This window comes from Acidobacteriota bacterium (assembly GCA_016196065.1).
Classification (GTDB): domain Bacteria; phylum Acidobacteriota; class Terriglobia; order Terriglobales; family Acidobacteriaceae; genus Acidiflorens.
On the sequence record JACPYL010000027.1, the window covers coordinates 62,191 to 79,512 of the forward strand.

Genomic DNA, 17,322 nt, shown 5'->3' on the forward strand with positions numbered 1-17,322 from the left:
AGGTGTCAGGTCCCAGGAAGACAGCCGGGCACAATTGGCATTTCCTGAAACCTGACACCTGAGACCTAAGACCTGTCTTGTTACGACTCCAGATACGCCACGACCCAATCTTTCAGTCGACGGCGCCGCTCATCCGCGGGATCGAATCGAAGCCCGACAGTCTTGTTCGGCTTCTTCCAGCTGACATGCGCTCGCAAGTGGATGCGCGGCAGCGTCAGCAGCGAGAAGGACACTTCCACCAACTGACCTACATCCAGCGTGGCGGTACCTTTCACGGACATGCCGCCTGCACTGATTTCCTGGCTGGTTACCATCACCTTCGAGTTGTCTCCCAAGATCACGGAGACCTCGGTCATTACGGGGATGCGAGCGTAGCGCCGGAATTCATGCAGGACCAGCGGACGAGTCGAGCGCATCAGCTTCAGAGTCGCCGACCGTTCCAGCGGTTCGTGGAAGAATGCGTTGATGCAGTGCTTGGAATATCGCAACGCATCCTGCGAAGTCCCACCCACGCCGTAAATCACCAGGCGGCTGTTGGAGGCGGAACTGCGCGCCCGTTCAATGATGTGGCCGACCGACTCTCCCATGGGCAGCACGCAGGCATCGAACTTCTGCCGGTGGAGGCGGTCCTGGTCGGCATCGGAAATGGGCACGGTATCGATACCAAACTGGCGGAAACACTCCGCCAACAGGGTGGCCGTGGGCTGAGGCAAGTTGTACAAAGCGACCTGCGCGTTGACTTTGCGGAGAACATGCGCAGGAACGGGGGCAGGGGAGGCGCCAAATGTATTCTTCATGAGTCCCAGGGGGCTGAGCTCCTAAAAGTCCATTCTGACGGGCGGTTTGAAGGATGGCTAGGTTTCGAAGGGCCTAGGGGAATGCCCGCCGGAGGGCAGGTTACCGTATCGCCCCATTGGCCCTCCCGACACCATCTTTCGTGCTGTTTGCCTGTGTAGAACACCAGGTCCTCCACCTCCATCAGGTAAGATGTTGAGATTCTCTTACGGCTTGGCTGTGGTATCCCATGATCACACTGCAGGACATCCATTCGGCCCTCGGCCGGATACGCAATTCAATCTACCTCTCTCCCTGTGCGCGCTCGGAGACCTTTTCGCAATCAACCGGGAATCATGTCTATCTGAAGCTCGACAACCTGCAGCGGACGGGCGCTTTCAAGGAACGTGGAGCATTAAACAAACTCCTCTTGTTGAATGCGGAAGAACGCGCGCACGGCGTGATTGCGGCCTCGGCCGGCAACCATGCGCAAGGCGTGGCCTACCATGCCGGAAAGCTCGGCATCCGGGCGCAGATATGCATGCCGCTGACGACGCCGCTGATTAAAGTGTCGGCCACGCGCGGCTACGGCGCCGATGTTGTCCTGCATGGCGCCAACTACGACGAGGCCTTCGAGGAAGCGCTCCGCCGCAGCAACGCGGAGAACATCACCTTCGTTCATGCGTTCAACGATGATGCAGTCATCGCGGGACAAGGCACGATCGGCCTGGAATTGATGCAGCAACATCCCGATCTGGAAGCCGTCGTGGTCCCGATTGGCGGCGGAGGCTTGATTGGCGGTATCGCGTGCGCGTTGAAAGAAACCAATCCTAAGATTCAGGTTTTCGGCGTGCAGCCTTCGCGGCTGCCGTCCATGAAAGTTGCGGTCGCCGAAGGCAAGCCGGTGACCTTGAACGCGGCCTCAACCATCGCCGACGGCATCGCCGTGCGCCGTGCTGGAGAACGTACGCTGCCACTCGTCCAGAAATACGTGGACGACATCGTCACCGTAGAAGAAGAAGAAATCGCCAACGCGATTCTGTTGTTGCTGGAGCGCGAGAAGACACTGGCGGAAGGCGCGGGCGCGGCGAGCCTTGCCGCCCTCGTCAATCGCAAGTTGCCGTTCACGGGAAAGAAAGTTGCTGTGCTGGTCTGCGGCGGCAACATCGACGTCACGTTGCTGTCGCGGATCATCGAACGCGGCCTGGTAAAAGACGGGCGACTGGTGCGCCTGCGCGTCCATCTGCCGGACTACCCCGGTGCCCTGAACCGGTTGACCATGATCCTCGCCCAGCATCGCGCCAACATCGTGGAGACTGCCTACGATCGCGCCTACCACGGCGTAAATCTGGGCGAGACCGCGATTGAAATCACAATGGAAACGCGTGGCCCCGATCACATCGCAGAGATTATCTCGGCGTTGGGCGCGAGCGGGTATGCGCAGGAGAGGGTGCTGTAAAAATCCAATCGGGGTCTGTATGTAGAGACGGGGCTTGCCCCGTCTCAGCAGCGCCACGCGGCCGCAGTGATGGCCGGAGACGCGGCAAGCCCCGTCTCTACATTGCGCATGACGAATCGGTTTAATGAAGGCCGCGAGCATATGCAGCCAGGGCGGTGACGTCGAGAAACATGTGAGCCAGAATGACGGGCAAAATGCGGCGCGTGCGCACGTAATAGACCGAGAACAACAGGAAGGCCGGGACATGCGAGAGCGCGGCGGGTAGCCCCTGATAAAGATGGTAGGAGGTCTGCAGCGTCACGCTCAGGATTACTGCCAAGGTCGTACTGCGATAGAGGCCTTGAATCTCGGTGATCAGATACGCGCGCACAAGAAGTTCTTCGTGGAAGGGATTTAGTAGCACAAACAGAATTGATAAGAAGCCTACGCTGGTTCCAAACAGCGCCGCAGAATCGTAAGTCTTGTGGGGAGCGAACTGACCCAGAGCAAAGTAAGGAATCAGACTTAGAAAAATTGCTCCAAAGAACAGCGCAAATGCGTGCCCAATTTCGAGGAGCCGTGGCTCAAGAAAAAGGCCGATATCCTTTAGCCGCCACCCTTGATATCTGAGAGCGAAGTACAGGCTCAACAGACCGACAATCTGATAGACGACTTTGAAAAAAAGACGCCCCTGCGTTGCGGGATGCAAGTGAATCTGGCCCACCAAAACGCCAACAGACCTCACAACCGGCAAGAAGAAACCGATTGCCAGCACTCCATACAAGCAGATTTGCCGAGTTCTTTGATCGTTCATTGGCGTCGAACCAGAGCCTCATTCAAACTGCTTGCGAAACCGCTCCATCTGATCTTTGATTTCCCCGAGTTCACGACGGAGCGCGGCGATTTCTTCTTCGACACGCGCTACACGTTCTCCGACTTCCGCGCTACCATCCGTTGCTTGCATTGCCTGATGCGTCGGCTCCGTCCCCGCAACGTCTCCCGACATCAGATGCACCCAGCGCGACTCTTTCGTCCCCGGCTGCCGCGGCAATACTTTCACGAGTGACGGATCCCGCTGCGCGAGTTTCTGCAATGCCGACTGCACGTCATCAAGCGCCGCGAACGAATGCAGGCGTTCCGTGCGTCCTCGAAGTTCTCCGGGCGTTTGCGGTCCGCGCAGCAACAATACGCAGAGCACCGCAATCTCAGGACGCGTGAAGTTGAAAACTTCCTGCATGCGATGTTCATATTTGGTGACGCGGCTATCCGCGCCTCCAGCGGGGCCGGCCATGCGACGATCGTGCAGTGCTTCCAGCGCGTCACGGACGGCACTTTCGTCTAGCTGCATCACGGGATCGCGATTCGACTTCTGGTTGCACGCATTCACCAGCGCATTGAGCGAAAGCGGATAGTACTCAGGAGTCGTACTGTCTTTCTCAACGAGCGACCCGAGCACGCGGACTTCATTGGCGGAAAGTGTCAGTTCCATAACGTTCGAATTGCACCACGCGAATTGGCGTTAAGGAATTGTAGCCTGCGGTGAAGGTTGCCCGGTTCGGCAGATTCCGAAGACCGGTCACGGCTGCGGCCCGGTGGTTTCGGGCCGGATCAGAGACTCGAATCCCGGCCGCTTCGCGCGAATGTTTTCCGGAAACTCCGGCGTGTTGCCCAACGTGTTCGCTACCGGATTGATATACGCCCGTTCCTTCAGCTGCGCGAAAGGCAGATCGCCAGCCAGGTTGCCTCCGCGATAAAGATGCTCCGCAGCGCGACCGTTGAGCAGCACCCACCAAGCGTAGCGCGAGCTGCCCGCCGGCATCCGCCCCGTAGCGGCCATGTTGGCGAAGATGTTGGTCGTGCAATTGTTGGTCACGGCGTTGAACCATCGCGGCTTTTCATGCAAGCGGTTCGCCTGTGCCAGGTATTGCAGAAACAGCGCTCGCGCCCACTCCGGGCTGGCTTTCATGTGAAACAGGTACACCTTCTCACCCGAGCGGTAATTGGTCCGCAGGCGGATCAGGTCGCCTTCACTGGCGAATATGTAAATGATTGTGAACTGCCGGAAAAATGAACGAACCGGTGAGTACGCCTGTCCCATCTCGTAGCGCGCTTCCACCGACGCGGCGACATAGTCATGGTCGCCGAACTGAAAACTGATGATCGGATGCGCAATCCACGGCGACCCCCAGTAATCCACGAACAAATCCACGCCCCGCAGGTCCGCGAGAGAGACTTCCTTCGTGAGCCACTCGCACGTGAAATCTGTTTCCTTACGGTAGAAGCAGTGGCGAAAATTGTGGATCGTGATCCGGTCGCCCGCCACCTCTGCCCACGGCGTTTGCGCATCGTTCGCCTGCCAGGGGCGATCATTCGGAGGCCGCAACGCGAGCCAGCAGCTCAGTACCACGAAGAATCCCGCATGACAGATTCCAAGCCGCCACACCCTCCGCTTGACCACCGCCACCGCCGCGGCGAACGCCACCAGGTAAACGGTGGCGACGATCAGGGCATACGCGGCTGGCGAAAGGTCGAAGTACAAAGCCGCCGCAGACCATGTCGTAAGCGCCAGCGCCCAAACCCAAGCCAGCGCGACTGCGCAATGCCGAAGGCACCGCATGCCAGCGCCTGTCGCTGTGCGCGCATCACCTCTCCAGTTTGAGTCAAGTCCTGACATTTCTTCCTGATCTCGCTGTTTTCAGCGATTCCCTCTGTGGCCCTACTGCTATTCTGAGCGAAGTCGGACCCAGTTCGGCATCTCTGCAAATCACAGTACACTGAGAAAGATGTTCTCTGCAGTTCTCCGTTCTTCGTTCGCATTGGCCGTCGCGATCTTGGTTGGGTCCGCGCTCGCGCAGAAATCAGCACCCCAGGATTCTGCGCTCACCGTCTACCGCAACCCCACGTTCGGCTTCCGCTATCGCATCCCCTACGGATGGGTGGATCGCACCAAGGAAATGCAGGATGGCAACGACGCGGCCAAGGGAGAAGTCCTGCTGGCCATCTTTGAGCGTCCCCCACAGGCGGCCGGGAACACGGTGAATTCCGCGGTCGTGATTGCCTCGGAAAAAGCTACTGCGTCTCCGGGACTCAAAAGAGCGGAAGACTACCTCGCGCCGTTAACGGAACTCACGACAGCACAAGGTTTCAAAGTCGAGGGCGATCCCTCGGAAGCGGAAATCAGCGGTCAACGATTGGTGCGCGTGGATTCTTCGAAAGCCCTGAACGACAAACTGACCATGCATCAGTCCACGCTCGTGCTGCTCAGCAAGGGACAAATCGTTTCGTTCACATTCATCGCAGAGAGCGTGGACGCAGTCGACGATCTGATCGACGGCCTCAGTTTTAGCGCGTTGAAATCGAAAACAAAGTGAGTCGCACGGCCCTGCAACGTGATGTTCACTCGTCCCCTCTGATTACCGAAAAAGCACCCCTCTAAGAGCTAGAAAAAGCATGAGTTAGAGGTGCAAAACGGGCTCCGTGAGCGTGCATTTTTGTGCTAAAATAGAAACATCTCTGGTGACAGCTAACTAGCAGAAATTTCAATAGTTTGAGGTCACCTGAGCACCCTGGTAGCGCCTACCCAGCCGGAGCGCTCGAACCGGCATTTCCACGGAGCGGAATGGCCACGAAAGAAATACCGACCCCGGTCGCAGAAACGAAAAATAAGAACGGCAATCCCGCCGGCTACACTGCCGACTCCATCAAAGTCTTGGGCGGCATGGAAGCGGTGCGCAAACGGCCCGCGATGTACATTGGCTCGACGGGCGAAATGGGATTGCACCACCTCGTCTACGAAGTGGTCGATAACTCGGTGGACGAAGCGCTCGCCGGTTACGCCGACAAGATCGAAGTCACGATTCACCTCGACAACTCCATCACCGTCATCGACAACGGCCGCGGCATCCCCGTGGACAACATGGATATCGACGGAGAAAAAATTCCTGCCGCGCAAGTGGTGATGACTACGCTGCACGCGGGCGGCAAGTTCGACAGCAATTCCTATAAAGTTTCCGGCGGGCTGCACGGCGTCGGCGTGAGCTGCGTCAATGCGCTCAGCGAAGAACTCGATCTCGAAATCTGGCGCGACGGTTTCACATGGGAGCAGACGTACTCCAAGGGCGAACCCACCAGCAAACTGAAAAAAGCGGGCGCCGCGAAAGTGAAGACCGGCACCAAAGTCCACTTTGTCCCGGACAAAACAATTTTCACCGCGACGGAATACAACTTCGATACGCTCTCGCAGCGCTTGCGAGAACTGGCGTTCCTGAACAAAGGCTTGCTCATCACGCTCACGGACGACAGGCAAACCGATTCGAAGACCGGCGAAGCCAAGAAGTCGGAGTTTAAGTACACGGGCGGCATCGCCGAGTTCATCAAGCATCTGAATCGCGGCAAGGCCGTGTTACATGACAAGCCGATCTACATGGAAGCCGACAAAGACCAGGTGCACATCGAAATCGGCCTGCAGTACAACGACGGCTATTCGGAATCCGTATTCAGCTTCGCGAACAACATCAACACGATTGACGGCGGCACGCATCTTTCCGGCTTTCGCACCTCGCTCACCCGCACCATCAACTACGCGGGCCAGCAAATGGGCCTGTTCAAGGACGTAAAAGAAAACCTGACCGGCGACGATGTCCGCGAAGGACTGGTGGCGGTCATCAGCGTGAAACTGCCGCAGCCCCAGTTTGAAGGTCAGACCAAAGGCAAGTTGAATTCCGATATCGCCGGCGTCGTGCAGGCGGTGGTCAACGAACGCCTGGGCGGATTCTTTGAGCAGAACACCGCCGTCGCAAAAAAGATCATCAACAAGGCGATCGATGCAGCCCGCGCCCGTGAAGCAGCCCGCAAGGCTCGCGACCTGACGCGCCGCAAGGGTGCCCTCGATGGTGGCGGGCTTCCCGGCAAACTCGCCGACTGCTCCGAGAAAGATCCCAGCCGCTGCGAATTGTTCCTGGTCGAAGGCGAATCCGCAGGTGGAACCGCGAAACAGGGCCGCGACCGCCGCTTTCAGGCGATCCTGCCTCTGAAGGGAAAAATTCTCAACGTAGAAAAAGCGCGTTACGACAAGATGCTGGCGCACGAAGAAATCCGCGCGATGATCACAGCGCTCGGCACCGGCATCTCGAAAGAAGATTTTGACCCGACTAAGGTCCGCTACGGCAAGATCATCCTAATGACCGATGCCGACGTTGACGGCTCGCACATCCGTACCCTGCTGCTGACGTTTTTCTTCCGCCACATGCAGGAACTCATCAAGCGGAACAACGTCTACATCGCGCAGCCGCCGCTCTTCGGAATCAAGAAGGGCAAGTCGCATCAGTACATCAAAAATGAGCATGAGTTCGTGAAAGTGATGGTTAAGCGCGCTTCCGAAGGCCTCGTCATCCGCTATGGCGAAGGCGCCGCGACGCTGGAAGGCTCTGCCCTTACAAAATTCATTACCGTACTCAACGAGTACCTCGGGTTCCTCGACAAGCTGAACAAGCGGCTGCGCGAAGAGAAGATCACGGAGTTGCTACCGAGGCTCGACTTCTCCAAACGCGTCGATTTCGAAGGCGACAAGGCGAATGCGTCGAAGAAAATTGAGAAGCTCGAGAAGGAACTCAAAAAGCTGACCAAAGACCTGGGCCTGAAGAGCGTTGGAACGCACTTCGACGAAGAGCACAGCCTGTGGGAAGTGCACTACGTGAATTCGCAGGGTTCCGAGCACGTGATCAGCTGGGAACTTGCCGCGACTCCGGAATGCCGCCAGCTGATTGCGAAGTTCAAGCAGATTGAGCAGTACATGGAACCGCCCTTCGTGGTGGAGAGCGTGCCGCGTGCATCGTCAAAAGCGGAGGCAGCGGAAGAAGCTGAGGGAGATGGCGCCGACTCCGAAGCCGCGCCGAAGAAGTCCGCTAAGCCCGCCCGTCGCGCCAAAGAAGCGGAGATCGTCGAAAAGACGAATGCCCGCGATCTCTTCGACTACGTCCTGAACGAAGGACGAAAAGAGTACACAGTGCAGCGCTACAAAGGTCTGGGTGAGATGACCGCCGAGCAGCTCTGGGAAACGACTATGGATCCCGAGCGCCGCACATTACTGTCCGTAAAACTCGAAGACATCGCCGAGTGCGAAACCATCTTCACCACGCTCATGGGCGAAGACGTCGAATCGCGGCGCAAGTTCATCGAAGACAATGCGCTGGATGTGAAGAACCTAGACATCTAACCGGCTGTGTGGGGACAGGTCTCCGACCTGTCCTCGCGGAGCAAAGCTCCGCAGCCTTGAGCTCCCGGAGGTTGCCCGCACTGCCTCTGGACGGCCGGTTGAATAGCCCGGCGTGCCGTCCCTGCCGGGAATCATTCACGATGCGCCTTACCCGGGCTTACGCCCCGGGCTTTCTTATTCCGCCGCTTCGCGGCTGTGGCTTGTTACTCCCGCATTACCTCTGTGCCCCCGTGCCCCCGTGGTTAAGGCTTTCCACGCAAGTTCCACTTCCGCCCCCGTTCTCTGATTAGACGCCGCACGCTGCGTCGTTGAATGGAACCCGTTGGCTTTCCCCGAGCCGGCGGGAACCGGGCTTTGCCCGGTTGGACGGGTCAGAGACCCGTCCCCACACATGAGGGAAAGGGACCATGAATAAATTTCTGATCGCGCTGTTGAGCTTTACGATTCTTGCCTACGCACACGCGGAGACGCGGCAAGCCGCGTCTCTAACTGAGGGCGATTCAGCGCCGGCGCTCACCATCTACAACCAGAATTTCTTTGTCGCGCGCGAGTATCTTCCGCTCGACTTGAACAACGGCGTCAACCATGTGAACTTCGCGGGGATCACTTCACACCTCGAGCCGGACTCGGTCATCCTGCGCGATCTCACTGGACGGCCCCTGCAGATTCTCGAGCAGAGTTACCGCAACGATCCCGTCTCCCAGGAATTGCTGCTGTCGTTCTACGAAGGCAAGACGATCGACTTCCTCGTGCAGCGCGGCGAGAAGTCGGAAACGATCCATGGCAAGATTGTCCGCAGCGGATACGTGCCGATCTCCTACTACCAGCAACCGAACTACGGCTACCCGCAACCCAACATCGGTCAGCCGATCATCGAAGTCGACGGCATCCTGCGCTTCGGATTGCCCGGCCAGCCTTTGTTCCCGGCGCTGGGCGGCGACTCGATCCTGAAGCCGACATTGAGCTGGGAACTTTCCACGACCCAGTCGGGAAAGTCGCAGGCGGAAATTTCTTATGTCTCCGGCGGCATGACCTGGCAGTCGGACTACAACCTGGTCGTCGCCGACGGCCCGAAAAACAGCGGCATGAATTCACTTGACCTTGTCGGCTGGATCACCATGCGCAACCAGAGCGGCAAGACGTTCGAGAACGCCCGCCTCAAACTGCTCGCCGGCGATGTGAGCAAGATCCAGCCCGGCAACATTGCCGGAGGACTGTATTTGGCGGAGGACAAGGCGATGCGGGCAGAAGCGGCCGCGCCCGTAGTCCGCGAAAAGTCGTTCGATGAATTCCATCTCTACACGCTCGAACGTCCAGCGACCCTGCGCGACAACGAGACCAAGCAGGTAGAGTTCGTGCGCACAAACGGCATCCAGTCCCAACGGCTCTACGTGTATGACGGCGCCCAGATCGCGCAGTACGGTTACTACAATTCCGAGCAGATCCGTAACGAACCAAGCTACGGAACGGCGTCGAACAAGAAAGTCTGGGTTCTGCAGGAGTTCAAGAATTCAGAAGCGAATCATCTTGGGATCGCGCTGCCCAAAGGACGCCTGCGCTTCTATCGCCGCGACACCGACGGCAGCCTGCAGTTCGTCGGCGAGAACACGATCGACCACACGCCCAAGGATGAAATGCTCCGCATCTACACCGGCAACGCTTTCGACATCGTCGGCGAACGCAAGCGGACGAATTATCGCGTCGATTCGAATGCGCACTGGATGGACGAGACCTTTGAAATCCGCGTGCGCAATCACAAGAAGGAATCCGCGAACGTGCGCGTGGTCGAGCACCTGTACCGCTGGACGAACTGGAAACTGACGGAGCAGTCCAGTCAATTCAAGAAACGCGATGCGCAGACGATCGAGTTCCCCGTCACCGTCGCTCCGGACGGCGAACAGGTCGTAACCTATACCGTGCACTATTCGTGGTAGGGAGTAAGTTCGGGCCGGCGCTCTGGCAGAAAATCGGGGCGCCGGTTCTGCCACTACTGGGCGATGGAGGGTTCCTTCGAAAGGCTTGCTGCGCGCAGCTTCTCAACCGCTTCTGCCATCGCAAATTTCAATTTGTCGATGCCTTCGCCGGTGACCGCTGAGATGGGATAGAACTTCAGCTTCTTGCGGGTCGACCACTGCTTCAATTTCTTCAGCTTCTCAGGATTGGCGACATCGATTTTGGAGGCGACCATGATCATTGGCTTGTTTTCCAGATTCGCTCCGAAACTGGAGAGCTCGCCGAGGATCACTTCGACATCCTTGAGCACATCCGTACGCCCGCTGCCATCCGAAACATCGACGAGATGCACCAGCAACCGCGTCCGCTCGATGTGCCGAAGGAATTGCGTTCCGAGTCCCGCGCCAGTATGCGCGCCTTCGATGAGCCCGGGAATATCGGCGACCACGAAGCTGATTTCATTTCTCGCGTCGCCCACGGCAACCACGCCCAGGTTCGGCTCCAGAGTCGTAAACGGATAGTCTGCAATCTTCGGCCGCGCGGCCGAGATGCGCGAGATCAAGGTGGATTTGCCCACGTTGGGATACCCGACCAGGCCGACATCGGCGAGTAGTTTGAGCTCAAGCCGGAAAGTGCGCTCTTCTCCGGGACGGCCGTCTTCATGCTCGCGCGGGGCCTGGTGCGTGGAGGTGGCAAACTGCGCGTTGCCGCGTCCACCGCGCCCACCGCGGCAAATCACGATGCGGTCATCGGCATTCGCGAAATCGTGGACGACTTCCCCGGTATCTTCGTCGTACACAATCGTGCCGACCGGAACTTTCAGCGTGATGCCTTCGCCGTCTCGCCCGGTTTTGTTGGAGCCTTCCCCATGGCGTCCACGCTCGGATTTGTACTCAGGATTGAAGCGGAAATGCACCAGCGTATTGTGGCGCTCGCTGGATTCCATCCACACATCGCCGCCCCGGCCACCGTCGCCGCCGGACGGACCACCGCGCGGGATAAACTTCTCGCGCCGGAACGCCATGCAGCCGTTGCCGCCGTCGCCCGCCTTGACTCGAATTTTTGCCTCGTCGATAAACACAGTGGTTAGTGGCTAGTGATTGGTGGTTAGTGAAAACTTTCTTGCGGAAACTCTTGGGAGGGCACGCCTTCAGCCGTGCCGCCCAGCCTGCCGAAGATCGGGGCTTCCAGCCCCTGCGGCTTGCCGTTTGTCCGCCCTGCCGGAAAAGAGAATAGCCCCTCTGACAAAAGGGGCTATGGATGCCAGCTATCGAGCCGGGTCAGAGACCCAGGCCCACCTAGTTCTTTTCGACGTCGACCGGTTCGACCATGACGAACTTGCCCATCGATCCCTTGTCGAGGAACTTGATGCGGCCGGTGACCTTGGCAAACAACGTATCGTCCTTGCCGCGGCCCACGTTCAGGCCCGGCTTCACGCGCGTGCCGCGCTGCCGAACAATGATGGTTCCGCCCGGCACCAGCTGTCCGCCGAAAGCTTTGAACCCTAGCCGCTGGGCGTTCGAGTCGCGCCCGTTTCGTGATGTTCCCTGTCCTTTTTTATGCGCCATAATTGCACCCAGTTCTCAGTGGCCGGTGGCCAGTAAATTCAATCCAAAATCATTTGTCATCCTGACCCTGAGCGAGGGGCAGGACTTGCTGCCCGCTTATTTCTTCTTCGGCGTCGTCTTCTTCGCAACCGCTTTCTTGGCGGATTTCTTCTTCGCCGGTTTCGCGGATCCCTTCGCCTCGGTGTGTTCCGCAGCGGCCTTCTTCACTTTCGGCGTCTTCTTGGGCAGCTCGGGAGCCTTGAACGATTGCCCGTCAAAAGCGATCTCAGTGATGCGGACGGCGGTGTAGTCCTGCCGATGTCCGCGCAGCTTCTTGTACTGCTTTTTGCGCTTGTAGTGAAAAACGAGGATTTTCTCGCCGCGGCCTTCTTCGACCACGTCGCCGCTTACGCGCGCTTCGGCGCCCGGACGCACCACGCTGCCCGCTTCCGCGGACACCGCCAGCACGTCGGCGAACTCGACACGGCCATCGGTGCCGTTAACCTTCTCGAACCGGACGACGTCGCCCGGGGAAACCTTATACTGCTTACCACCAGCGCGGATGACCGCGTACATAGTTTTCTCCACGACTCGCGTCGGGGGCTTCGTCCCATTGCAACCTGCCCGGGACGGCCCAGCGGAGCAAAGCTCCGCAAATCTCAAGCATGTGCTTGCTGTTTCCCGCTGCGGCTTGTGACCGGAAAGGCGGCGCGGTCCCAGAACGGGTCCGCATGTACAGGCAAACCCAACTAGTTTATCGTGTGCTGTGGAAATCGGTCAAACGGGGGGGCGGGTAGTGGGTCAGGTTGAAACTCGAATCCCATCCCATGCAGCCCGCTGTTATGCGGCCCGGGATTGCTGATATTCAATCCATCGCAGCGAGTTCCAGAGGAACGGCTGACAATAGCCCGGCGTTTCAACGCCGGGTCGGGCTTCAATTGTCCCTCCGGGACTGTTGGGGAAAAGATCAAGCCGTATTTTTTCTATGACTTATAGCCTATCGAGCGACGAAAGAAGGAAGCCAATGCCTGCAACTGCGAACAAGCTCGTCTGCGCCGCCGCAATGTGTTTCTTGTTCCTTTGCAGCCACGCGGTTCTCGCTGAAGGTCCTGCGGCTGACACTCTCCTTCTGCACGGACGCATCCTCACCGTTGACGCCCAGGATTCCATCGCGCAGGCCATTGCCATCCGCAACGGCGCGATCGTGAAAGTGGGTAGCGATGCCGAGGTCCTGAAATTTGCGGGCAATGCTCCCGGCGTCCGCATCATCGATCTCAAGGGCCGTACTGCGACTCCTGGATTGATCGATACCCATGCCCACATCGCCTATGCAGGCATGGCAGAAATCTATGGGATCCAGCTTTCGGACGCCACCTCCGTGGCCGAGATCGTGGCGCGCTTGAAAGAAAAAATCGCGCAGGTCAAGCCGGGAGAATGGGTGACTGGCGCGGGATGGGATGAAGGCAAGCTCAGCGATCACCGCTACGTCACCGCCGCCGATCTGGATGCGGTATCTCCCCAGAACCCGGTATGGCTCACGCACACCACGGGCCATTACGGAGTGGCCAACTCGCTCGCGCTCAAGCTGGCGCACATCACGGCGGCAACTGCAGACCCGCCCGCCGGGACCATCGATCGCGACCCGAGCGGGAATCCTACCGGAGTTCTCAAAGAGGACTCCGCCATGGATCCGATCATGGAACTGATTCCCGAGGCCACTCGCGAGGAGATCCGGCAGGGGATTTTGCACGTCCAGAAAGTACTGCTCAGCGAAGGCATGACCGCGGTCAAAGATCCCGATATCAGTCGCGTGGTTTGGGATGCCTACAAGTCCCTGCTCGACGAAGGCCAATTGAAGGAGCGCATCTGCGTGCTCTGGCACGCGGGGTCCACGTTTGCGTCGGCAAAAGAAGCGCTGGCCGAAATCAACTCCGTTCCACGCCTGCCTGCCGCTCTTGGCGACGATCATCTGCTCTCGTGCGGCGTAAAAATTTATATGGATGGCTCCGGCGGTGCCCGCACAGGATGGCTATACGACAACTGGCTGCGCGATGCGAAAACGCCGGACGCGACCGCTGCGGGAGCCCCGAATATCGGCTACCCGCAAGTGGATCCGGACGTGTATCGCGAGATGATGCGCCTGTTCCAGAAGAATGGCGTACCGGTGGGAACCCACGCCGTGGGAGACCGCTCCATGGACTGGGTTGTCGATACCTACGCTCTCGTTGAAGAAGAACTACCGCGGCCCGGATTGCGCCACAGCATCATTCACGCCAACCTGCCCACTCCGCATGCGATTGACGTCATGCGCGCGCTGCAAAAGAAATACGACGCAGGCTACCCCGAGATGCAGCCCGGATTCATGTGGTGGATCGGCGATATCTACGCCGGCAACTACGGACCCAAACGCGGACAACATCTCGAGCCTTTCCATACTCTGCTCGCCCAGGGCATCCTCTGGTCCGGCGGATCGGACTACGGAGTGACTCCTCTTCCCGCGCGTTACGGGCTCTGGGCCTCGGTTGTGCGCCAGACCGCGAAGGGCACGTTTGGACTCCAGCCCTTCGGCACCGCCGAAGCCATCGACATGCGCACCGCCCTGCGCAGCTATACCGCCTGGGGCGCGCGGCAAATGTTTCTGGAAAGCAAAATCGGGACCATCGAGGTGGGAAAGAAAGCCGACATCGCGATCTGGGAGCGCGACCTTTACGAAATCCCGTCCGGCGAAATCAAAAACTTGAAATGCCTGATGACATTGATGGATGGCGTAGTGGTCTACAGCGCTCCGGAGTCGGGCATCACGAATACCATTCGATAGTTCGCGGGTCCCGGAGCGAACCGGGGAACTGCCACGTTGATTCCGTCGTATTGCTCGATATGCGTATCCGCCGCCCTCGGTTTTCACAACTCCAGCCCGGACCAAAAGGCTGTGCTCTGATCGTTGTGCTTGCCTTGCTTTCCTGCCTTTTCGTCGCCAGCGCCTTTGCTGAGGAGCCAATCAAGGTTAACGTCAGGCTAGTGAACGTCGCCTTCTCCGCGCGCGATTCGCGAGGCGCTCTGGTTGAGAACCTGAGCAAAGACGACGTCGAGGTCTTCGAAGACGCGGTGCAGCAAAAAGTCTCCTTCTTTGCTCACAGTGTCGATGTTCCCCTCACGCTTGGATTGGTCGTCGACTTCAGCGGCAGCCAGGATCAATTCACCAAGCAGCATGAACATGACCTGCAAGTCTTTTTGAAAGATGTCCTGGGCCCCAAGGACCGGGTATTTCTCGTCGCTTTTGGAAATCACGTTCGGCTGGTCAGTGATTTTTCGCAATCTGGCGAGCAGGCGATGCAAAAACTCGACATGTACCGTCACAAGGACGCACATTTCCCTGAATTGGGCCCACCCGAAAGTCGCGCTCTCGGCACCGCTTTTTACGATTCCATCTTCTACTCCATTACCGAGAAACTGGTTGGTGAAACCGGCCGTCGCGCTCTGATCGTTTTCAGCGACGGAGAAGACAACTCTAGTTCCCATGACATGATGACCGCGATCGAGGCTGCCCAGAGCGCCAACGTTCTGGTTTTCACCATCCGGTACACCGAAAAAAATCACGGTAACCTTACGGCCCGCAACAAATACGGAATCCGCGTGATGGACCGCATCGCCAAGGAGACGGGTGGCCAGCACATTGATGCGGAAGCCACCGACCCGAAAACATACTTTCGTCAGATCGCGGAAGAACTTCGATCATCGTATGAACTGGCCTACTATCCCTCGAACCCAGTCCGGGATGATACTTTCCGAAAGATCGCGATCCGACCGAAAACGGCTGGCATAACCGTGCGCTCAAGGACGGGATACTTCTCACGATCCGCAGACTGATTCGCAGGTGAGGACTCTGCCGCAAGCCCTAAATCGCTGACAGGTCAAAAGCTCGTCGACATTCCGCGGCCCCGCGGAATTTATTTTCATCGCCGTGTCGTCTTCTCCCCCTCATTTTCGATTACCTCTGCAGGAACACCCGGAGCCTTATGAAAGAAATCCTTACAGGTCATCCTCGAGTTGCGGCGTGGTAACGATGGCGAGGCCGGTGGCGGTTGCCGCCCCCATTCCCGTTGCTCCCGTTGCCCCGCAGCAGGCTTCCAGGCTGGTCTCCGTCGACGTCTTGCGCGGAATCGTCATGATCATCATGGCGCTCGACCACACCCGTGACTTCATGACCTATCTTCGGTTTCCCCCGGAGGACATGGCTCACACCTACGGGGCGCTCTTCATCACCCGCTTCATCACTCACTATTGCGCGCCGGTTTTCGCGCTCCTGGCGGGCACGGGAGCGTATCTCTCGACCCGCCGCGGAAAATCGATCGCGCAGGTGTCCCGATTTTTTCTGACCCGCGGATTGTGGCTGGTGCTTCTCGAGTTGACCATTGTCGATTTCGGATGGGGCTTCGTCCCATGGGCCCAGGCTGGAGTGATCTGGATCCTGGGCTGGAGCATGGTAGCCATGGCCCTGATCGTGTTCCTTCCGCTGCGCTGGATTGCGGCTTTGGGATTGGGCATGATCGCCGCCCACAACCTGCTCGATCCAATCAATCCCGCGTGGTTCGGAAAGTTCTACTGGGTGTGGATGCTCCTGCATACGCCCGGCCGCATTCCCATCACCGATCACTTCTCATTTACCGTGAGGTACGTCCTGATCCCCTGGGTCGGTGTTATGGCCACGGGCTTTGCCTTCGGGAAACTGTTGCTTCATCCCGACCGCCGCAAATGGATTCTCACTGTCGGAATCTGCGCGACCGCGCTGTTCTTCATCCTTCGGGGATTCAATCTATACGGCAACGGCATCGCCGGACTGCATTTCGGATACCCTCGCTCCGCCGGCCCGTGGAGTCTCCAGCCGACTCTTTCGCTGAGCGTGACCTCATTCTTTAACGTGCTGAAGTATCCGCCTTCTCTCGATTACCTCCTCATCACCCTCGGACCCGCCCTCATCGCGCTCGCATTGCTGGACGGAACCAAGGGAGTGCGCGGGCTGAGTCGCATCCTGATGGTGTACGGCCGGGTGCCGCTCCTGTATTACGTTCTGCATCTTTATCTGCTGAACGTGATGGCGAGATTGGCGGCACTAGCCATGCACCAACCGGCGTGGCACGGCACCGTCATCGCAGACTTTGCGCAACGGCCTCTCGGATACGGCCACGGTCTGCCCTTCATCTACCTCATGTGGATGCTGGCAGTTGCGATACTCTATCTGCCCTGCCGATGGTTCATGGAATTCCGCAGCCGGCATCGCGATTGGGGTTGGTTAAGCTATTTGTGATGACGGCGGGTGTCGCTTTGTCATTGCGTGGTTTTGGCGGCATTACGTGGAGGCTCCGGAGTGTATCCAGATCGGCGCAGGAAAAAAGCCC

The 17,322-nt window shown here is 58.4% G+C and carries 14 protein-coding genes; 7 read left to right on the top strand and 7 right to left on the bottom strand.

Features of this window, described 5'->3' with window-relative positions; translation table 11 throughout:
* Positions 1-80: 80 nt before the first annotated feature.
* Positions 81-797, bottom strand: coding sequence for a PilZ domain-containing protein (locus HY010_21355; GenBank protein ID MBI3478286.1), 717 nt, complete (start codon positions 795-797; stop codon positions 81-83).
* Positions 798-1,024: 227 nt separating this feature from the next.
* On the opposite strand from HY010_21355, the gene HY010_21360 reads away from it, so the two are divergent.
* Complete coding sequence (locus tag HY010_21360) at positions 1,025-2,233, top strand: threonine ammonia-lyase (protein MBI3478287.1); 1,209 nt, start codon at positions 1,025-1,027, stop codon at positions 2,231-2,233.
* 121 nt (positions 2,234-2,354) lie between these two features.
* On the opposite strand, the gene HY010_21365 is transcribed toward HY010_21360, so the two are convergent.
* The 3 genes from HY010_21365 to HY010_21375 all read right to left on the bottom strand — a co-directional run bounded on the left by HY010_21365 (position 2,355) and on the right by HY010_21375 (position 4,829).
* Positions 2,355-3,026 (bottom strand): CPBP family intramembrane metalloprotease, encoded by a 672-nt coding sequence (locus tag HY010_21365; GenBank protein MBI3478288.1) that lies wholly within the window; start codon positions 3,024-3,026, stop codon positions 2,355-2,357.
* Positions 3,027-3,044: 18 nt separating this feature from the next.
* On the bottom strand, positions 3,045-3,701 hold the full coding sequence (locus HY010_21370) for a YceH family protein (protein MBI3478289.1): 657 nt from the start codon (positions 3,699-3,701) through the stop codon (positions 3,045-3,047).
* 87 nt (positions 3,702-3,788) lie between these two features.
* Positions 3,789-4,829 (bottom strand): DUF4105 domain-containing protein, encoded by a 1,041-nt coding sequence (locus HY010_21375; GenBank protein ID MBI3478290.1) that lies wholly within the window; start codon positions 4,827-4,829, stop codon positions 3,789-3,791.
* A gap of 166 nt (positions 4,830-4,995) precedes the next feature.
* Here HY010_21375 and HY010_21380 point away from each other — a divergent pair, with 166 nt between their 5' ends.
* The 3 genes from HY010_21380 (at position 4,996) to HY010_21390 (ending at position 10,360) form a co-directional block, all read left to right on the top strand.
* Positions 4,996-5,583 carry a hypothetical protein gene (locus tag HY010_21380; GenBank protein MBI3478291.1) on the top strand — a complete coding sequence of 196 codons (588 nt, stop codon included), beginning with the start codon at positions 4,996-4,998 and terminating at the stop codon, positions 5,581-5,583.
* Positions 5,584-5,831: 248 nt separating this feature from the next.
* Positions 5,832-8,426, top strand: coding sequence for a DNA topoisomerase (ATP-hydrolyzing) subunit B (gene gyrB, locus HY010_21385; protein ID MBI3478292.1), 2,595 nt, complete (start codon positions 5,832-5,834; stop codon positions 8,424-8,426).
* A 407-nt stretch (positions 8,427-8,833) separates the two neighbouring features.
* Complete coding sequence (locus tag HY010_21390) at positions 8,834-10,360, top strand: hypothetical protein (GenBank protein MBI3478293.1); 1,527 nt, start codon at positions 8,834-8,836, stop codon at positions 10,358-10,360.
* Between the two features lie 53 nt (positions 10,361-10,413).
* On the opposite strand, the gene obgE is transcribed toward HY010_21390, so the two are convergent.
* The 3 genes from obgE to rplU all read right to left on the bottom strand — a co-directional run bounded on the left by obgE (position 10,414) and on the right by rplU (position 12,502).
* Positions 10,414-11,460 carry a GTPase ObgE gene (obgE, locus tag HY010_21395; GenBank protein MBI3478294.1) on the bottom strand — a complete coding sequence of 349 codons (1,047 nt, stop codon included), beginning with the start codon at positions 11,458-11,460 and terminating at the stop codon, positions 10,414-10,416.
* Positions 11,461-11,677: 217 nt separating this feature from the next.
* Entirely contained in the window at positions 11,678-11,947 is a 270-nt protein-coding gene (gene rpmA / locus HY010_21400) for a 50S ribosomal protein L27 (GenBank protein ID MBI3478295.1), read from the bottom strand.
* 96 nt (positions 11,948-12,043) lie between these two features.
* On the bottom strand, positions 12,044-12,502 hold the full coding sequence (gene rplU / locus HY010_21405) for a 50S ribosomal protein L21 (protein ID MBI3478296.1): 459 nt from the start codon (positions 12,500-12,502) through the stop codon (positions 12,044-12,046).
* 448 nt (positions 12,503-12,950) lie between these two features.
* Between rplU and HY010_21410 the strand changes: the two genes are divergently transcribed.
* The 3 genes from HY010_21410 to HY010_21420 all read left to right on the top strand — a co-directional run bounded on the left by HY010_21410 (position 12,951) and on the right by HY010_21420 (position 17,231).
* Positions 12,951-14,744 (top strand): amidohydrolase, encoded by a 1,794-nt coding sequence (locus HY010_21410; protein ID MBI3478297.1) that lies wholly within the window; start codon positions 12,951-12,953, stop codon positions 14,742-14,744.
* Between the two features lie 59 nt (positions 14,745-14,803).
* Positions 14,804-15,793: a VWA domain-containing protein gene (locus HY010_21415; protein ID MBI3478298.1), complete on the top strand. Its 990-nt coding sequence runs from the start codon at positions 14,804-14,806 to the stop codon at positions 15,791-15,793.
* A gap of 196 nt (positions 15,794-15,989) precedes the next feature.
* Positions 15,990-17,231 carry a DUF1624 domain-containing protein gene (locus HY010_21420; protein MBI3478299.1) on the top strand — a complete coding sequence of 414 codons (1,242 nt, stop codon included), beginning with the start codon at positions 15,990-15,992 and terminating at the stop codon, positions 17,229-17,231.
* The last annotated feature ends 91 nt before the right edge of the window (positions 17,232-17,322 follow it).

What these genes read in the sequence shown, in the direction of transcription:
- HY010_21355 (MBI3478286.1), bottom strand. Translation starts at nt 797, where the DNA reads ATGAAGAATACATTTGGCGCCTCCCCTGCCCCCGTTCCTGCGCATGTT.
- HY010_21360 (MBI3478287.1), top strand. Translation starts at nt 1,025, where the DNA reads ATGATCACACTGCAGGACATCCATTCGGCCCTCGGCCGGATACGCAAT.
- rplU (MBI3478296.1), bottom strand. Translation starts at nt 12,502, where the DNA reads ATGTACGCGGTCATCCGCGCTGGTGGTAAGCAGTATAAGGTTTCCCCG.
- HY010_21410 (MBI3478297.1), top strand. Translation starts at nt 12,951, where the DNA reads ATGCCTGCAACTGCGAACAAGCTCGTCTGCGCCGCCGCAATGTGTTTC.
- HY010_21415 (MBI3478298.1), top strand. Translation starts at nt 14,804, where the DNA reads ATGCGTATCCGCCGCCCTCGGTTTTCACAACTCCAGCCCGGACCAAAA.
- HY010_21375 (MBI3478290.1), bottom strand. Translation starts at nt 4,829, where the DNA reads ATGCGGTGCCTTCGGCATTGCGCAGTCGCGCTGGCTTGGGTTTGGGCG.
- gyrB (MBI3478292.1), top strand. Translation starts at nt 5,832, where the DNA reads ATGGCCACGAAAGAAATACCGACCCCGGTCGCAGAAACGAAAAATAAG.
- HY010_21370 (MBI3478289.1), bottom strand. Translation starts at nt 3,701, where the DNA reads ATGGAACTGACACTTTCCGCCAATGAAGTCCGCGTGCTCGGGTCGCTC.
- HY010_21380 (MBI3478291.1), top strand. Translation starts at nt 4,996, where the DNA reads ATGTTCTCTGCAGTTCTCCGTTCTTCGTTCGCATTGGCCGTCGCGATC.
- HY010_21390 (MBI3478293.1), top strand. Translation starts at nt 8,834, where the DNA reads ATGAATAAATTTCTGATCGCGCTGTTGAGCTTTACGATTCTTGCCTAC.
- HY010_21420 (MBI3478299.1), top strand. Translation starts at nt 15,990, where the DNA reads ATGGCGAGGCCGGTGGCGGTTGCCGCCCCCATTCCCGTTGCTCCCGTT.
- HY010_21365 (MBI3478288.1), bottom strand. Translation starts at nt 3,026, where the DNA reads ATGAACGATCAAAGAACTCGGCAAATCTGCTTGTATGGAGTGCTGGCA.
- rpmA (MBI3478295.1), bottom strand. Translation starts at nt 11,947, where the DNA reads ATGGCGCATAAAAAAGGACAGGGAACATCACGAAACGGGCGCGACTCG.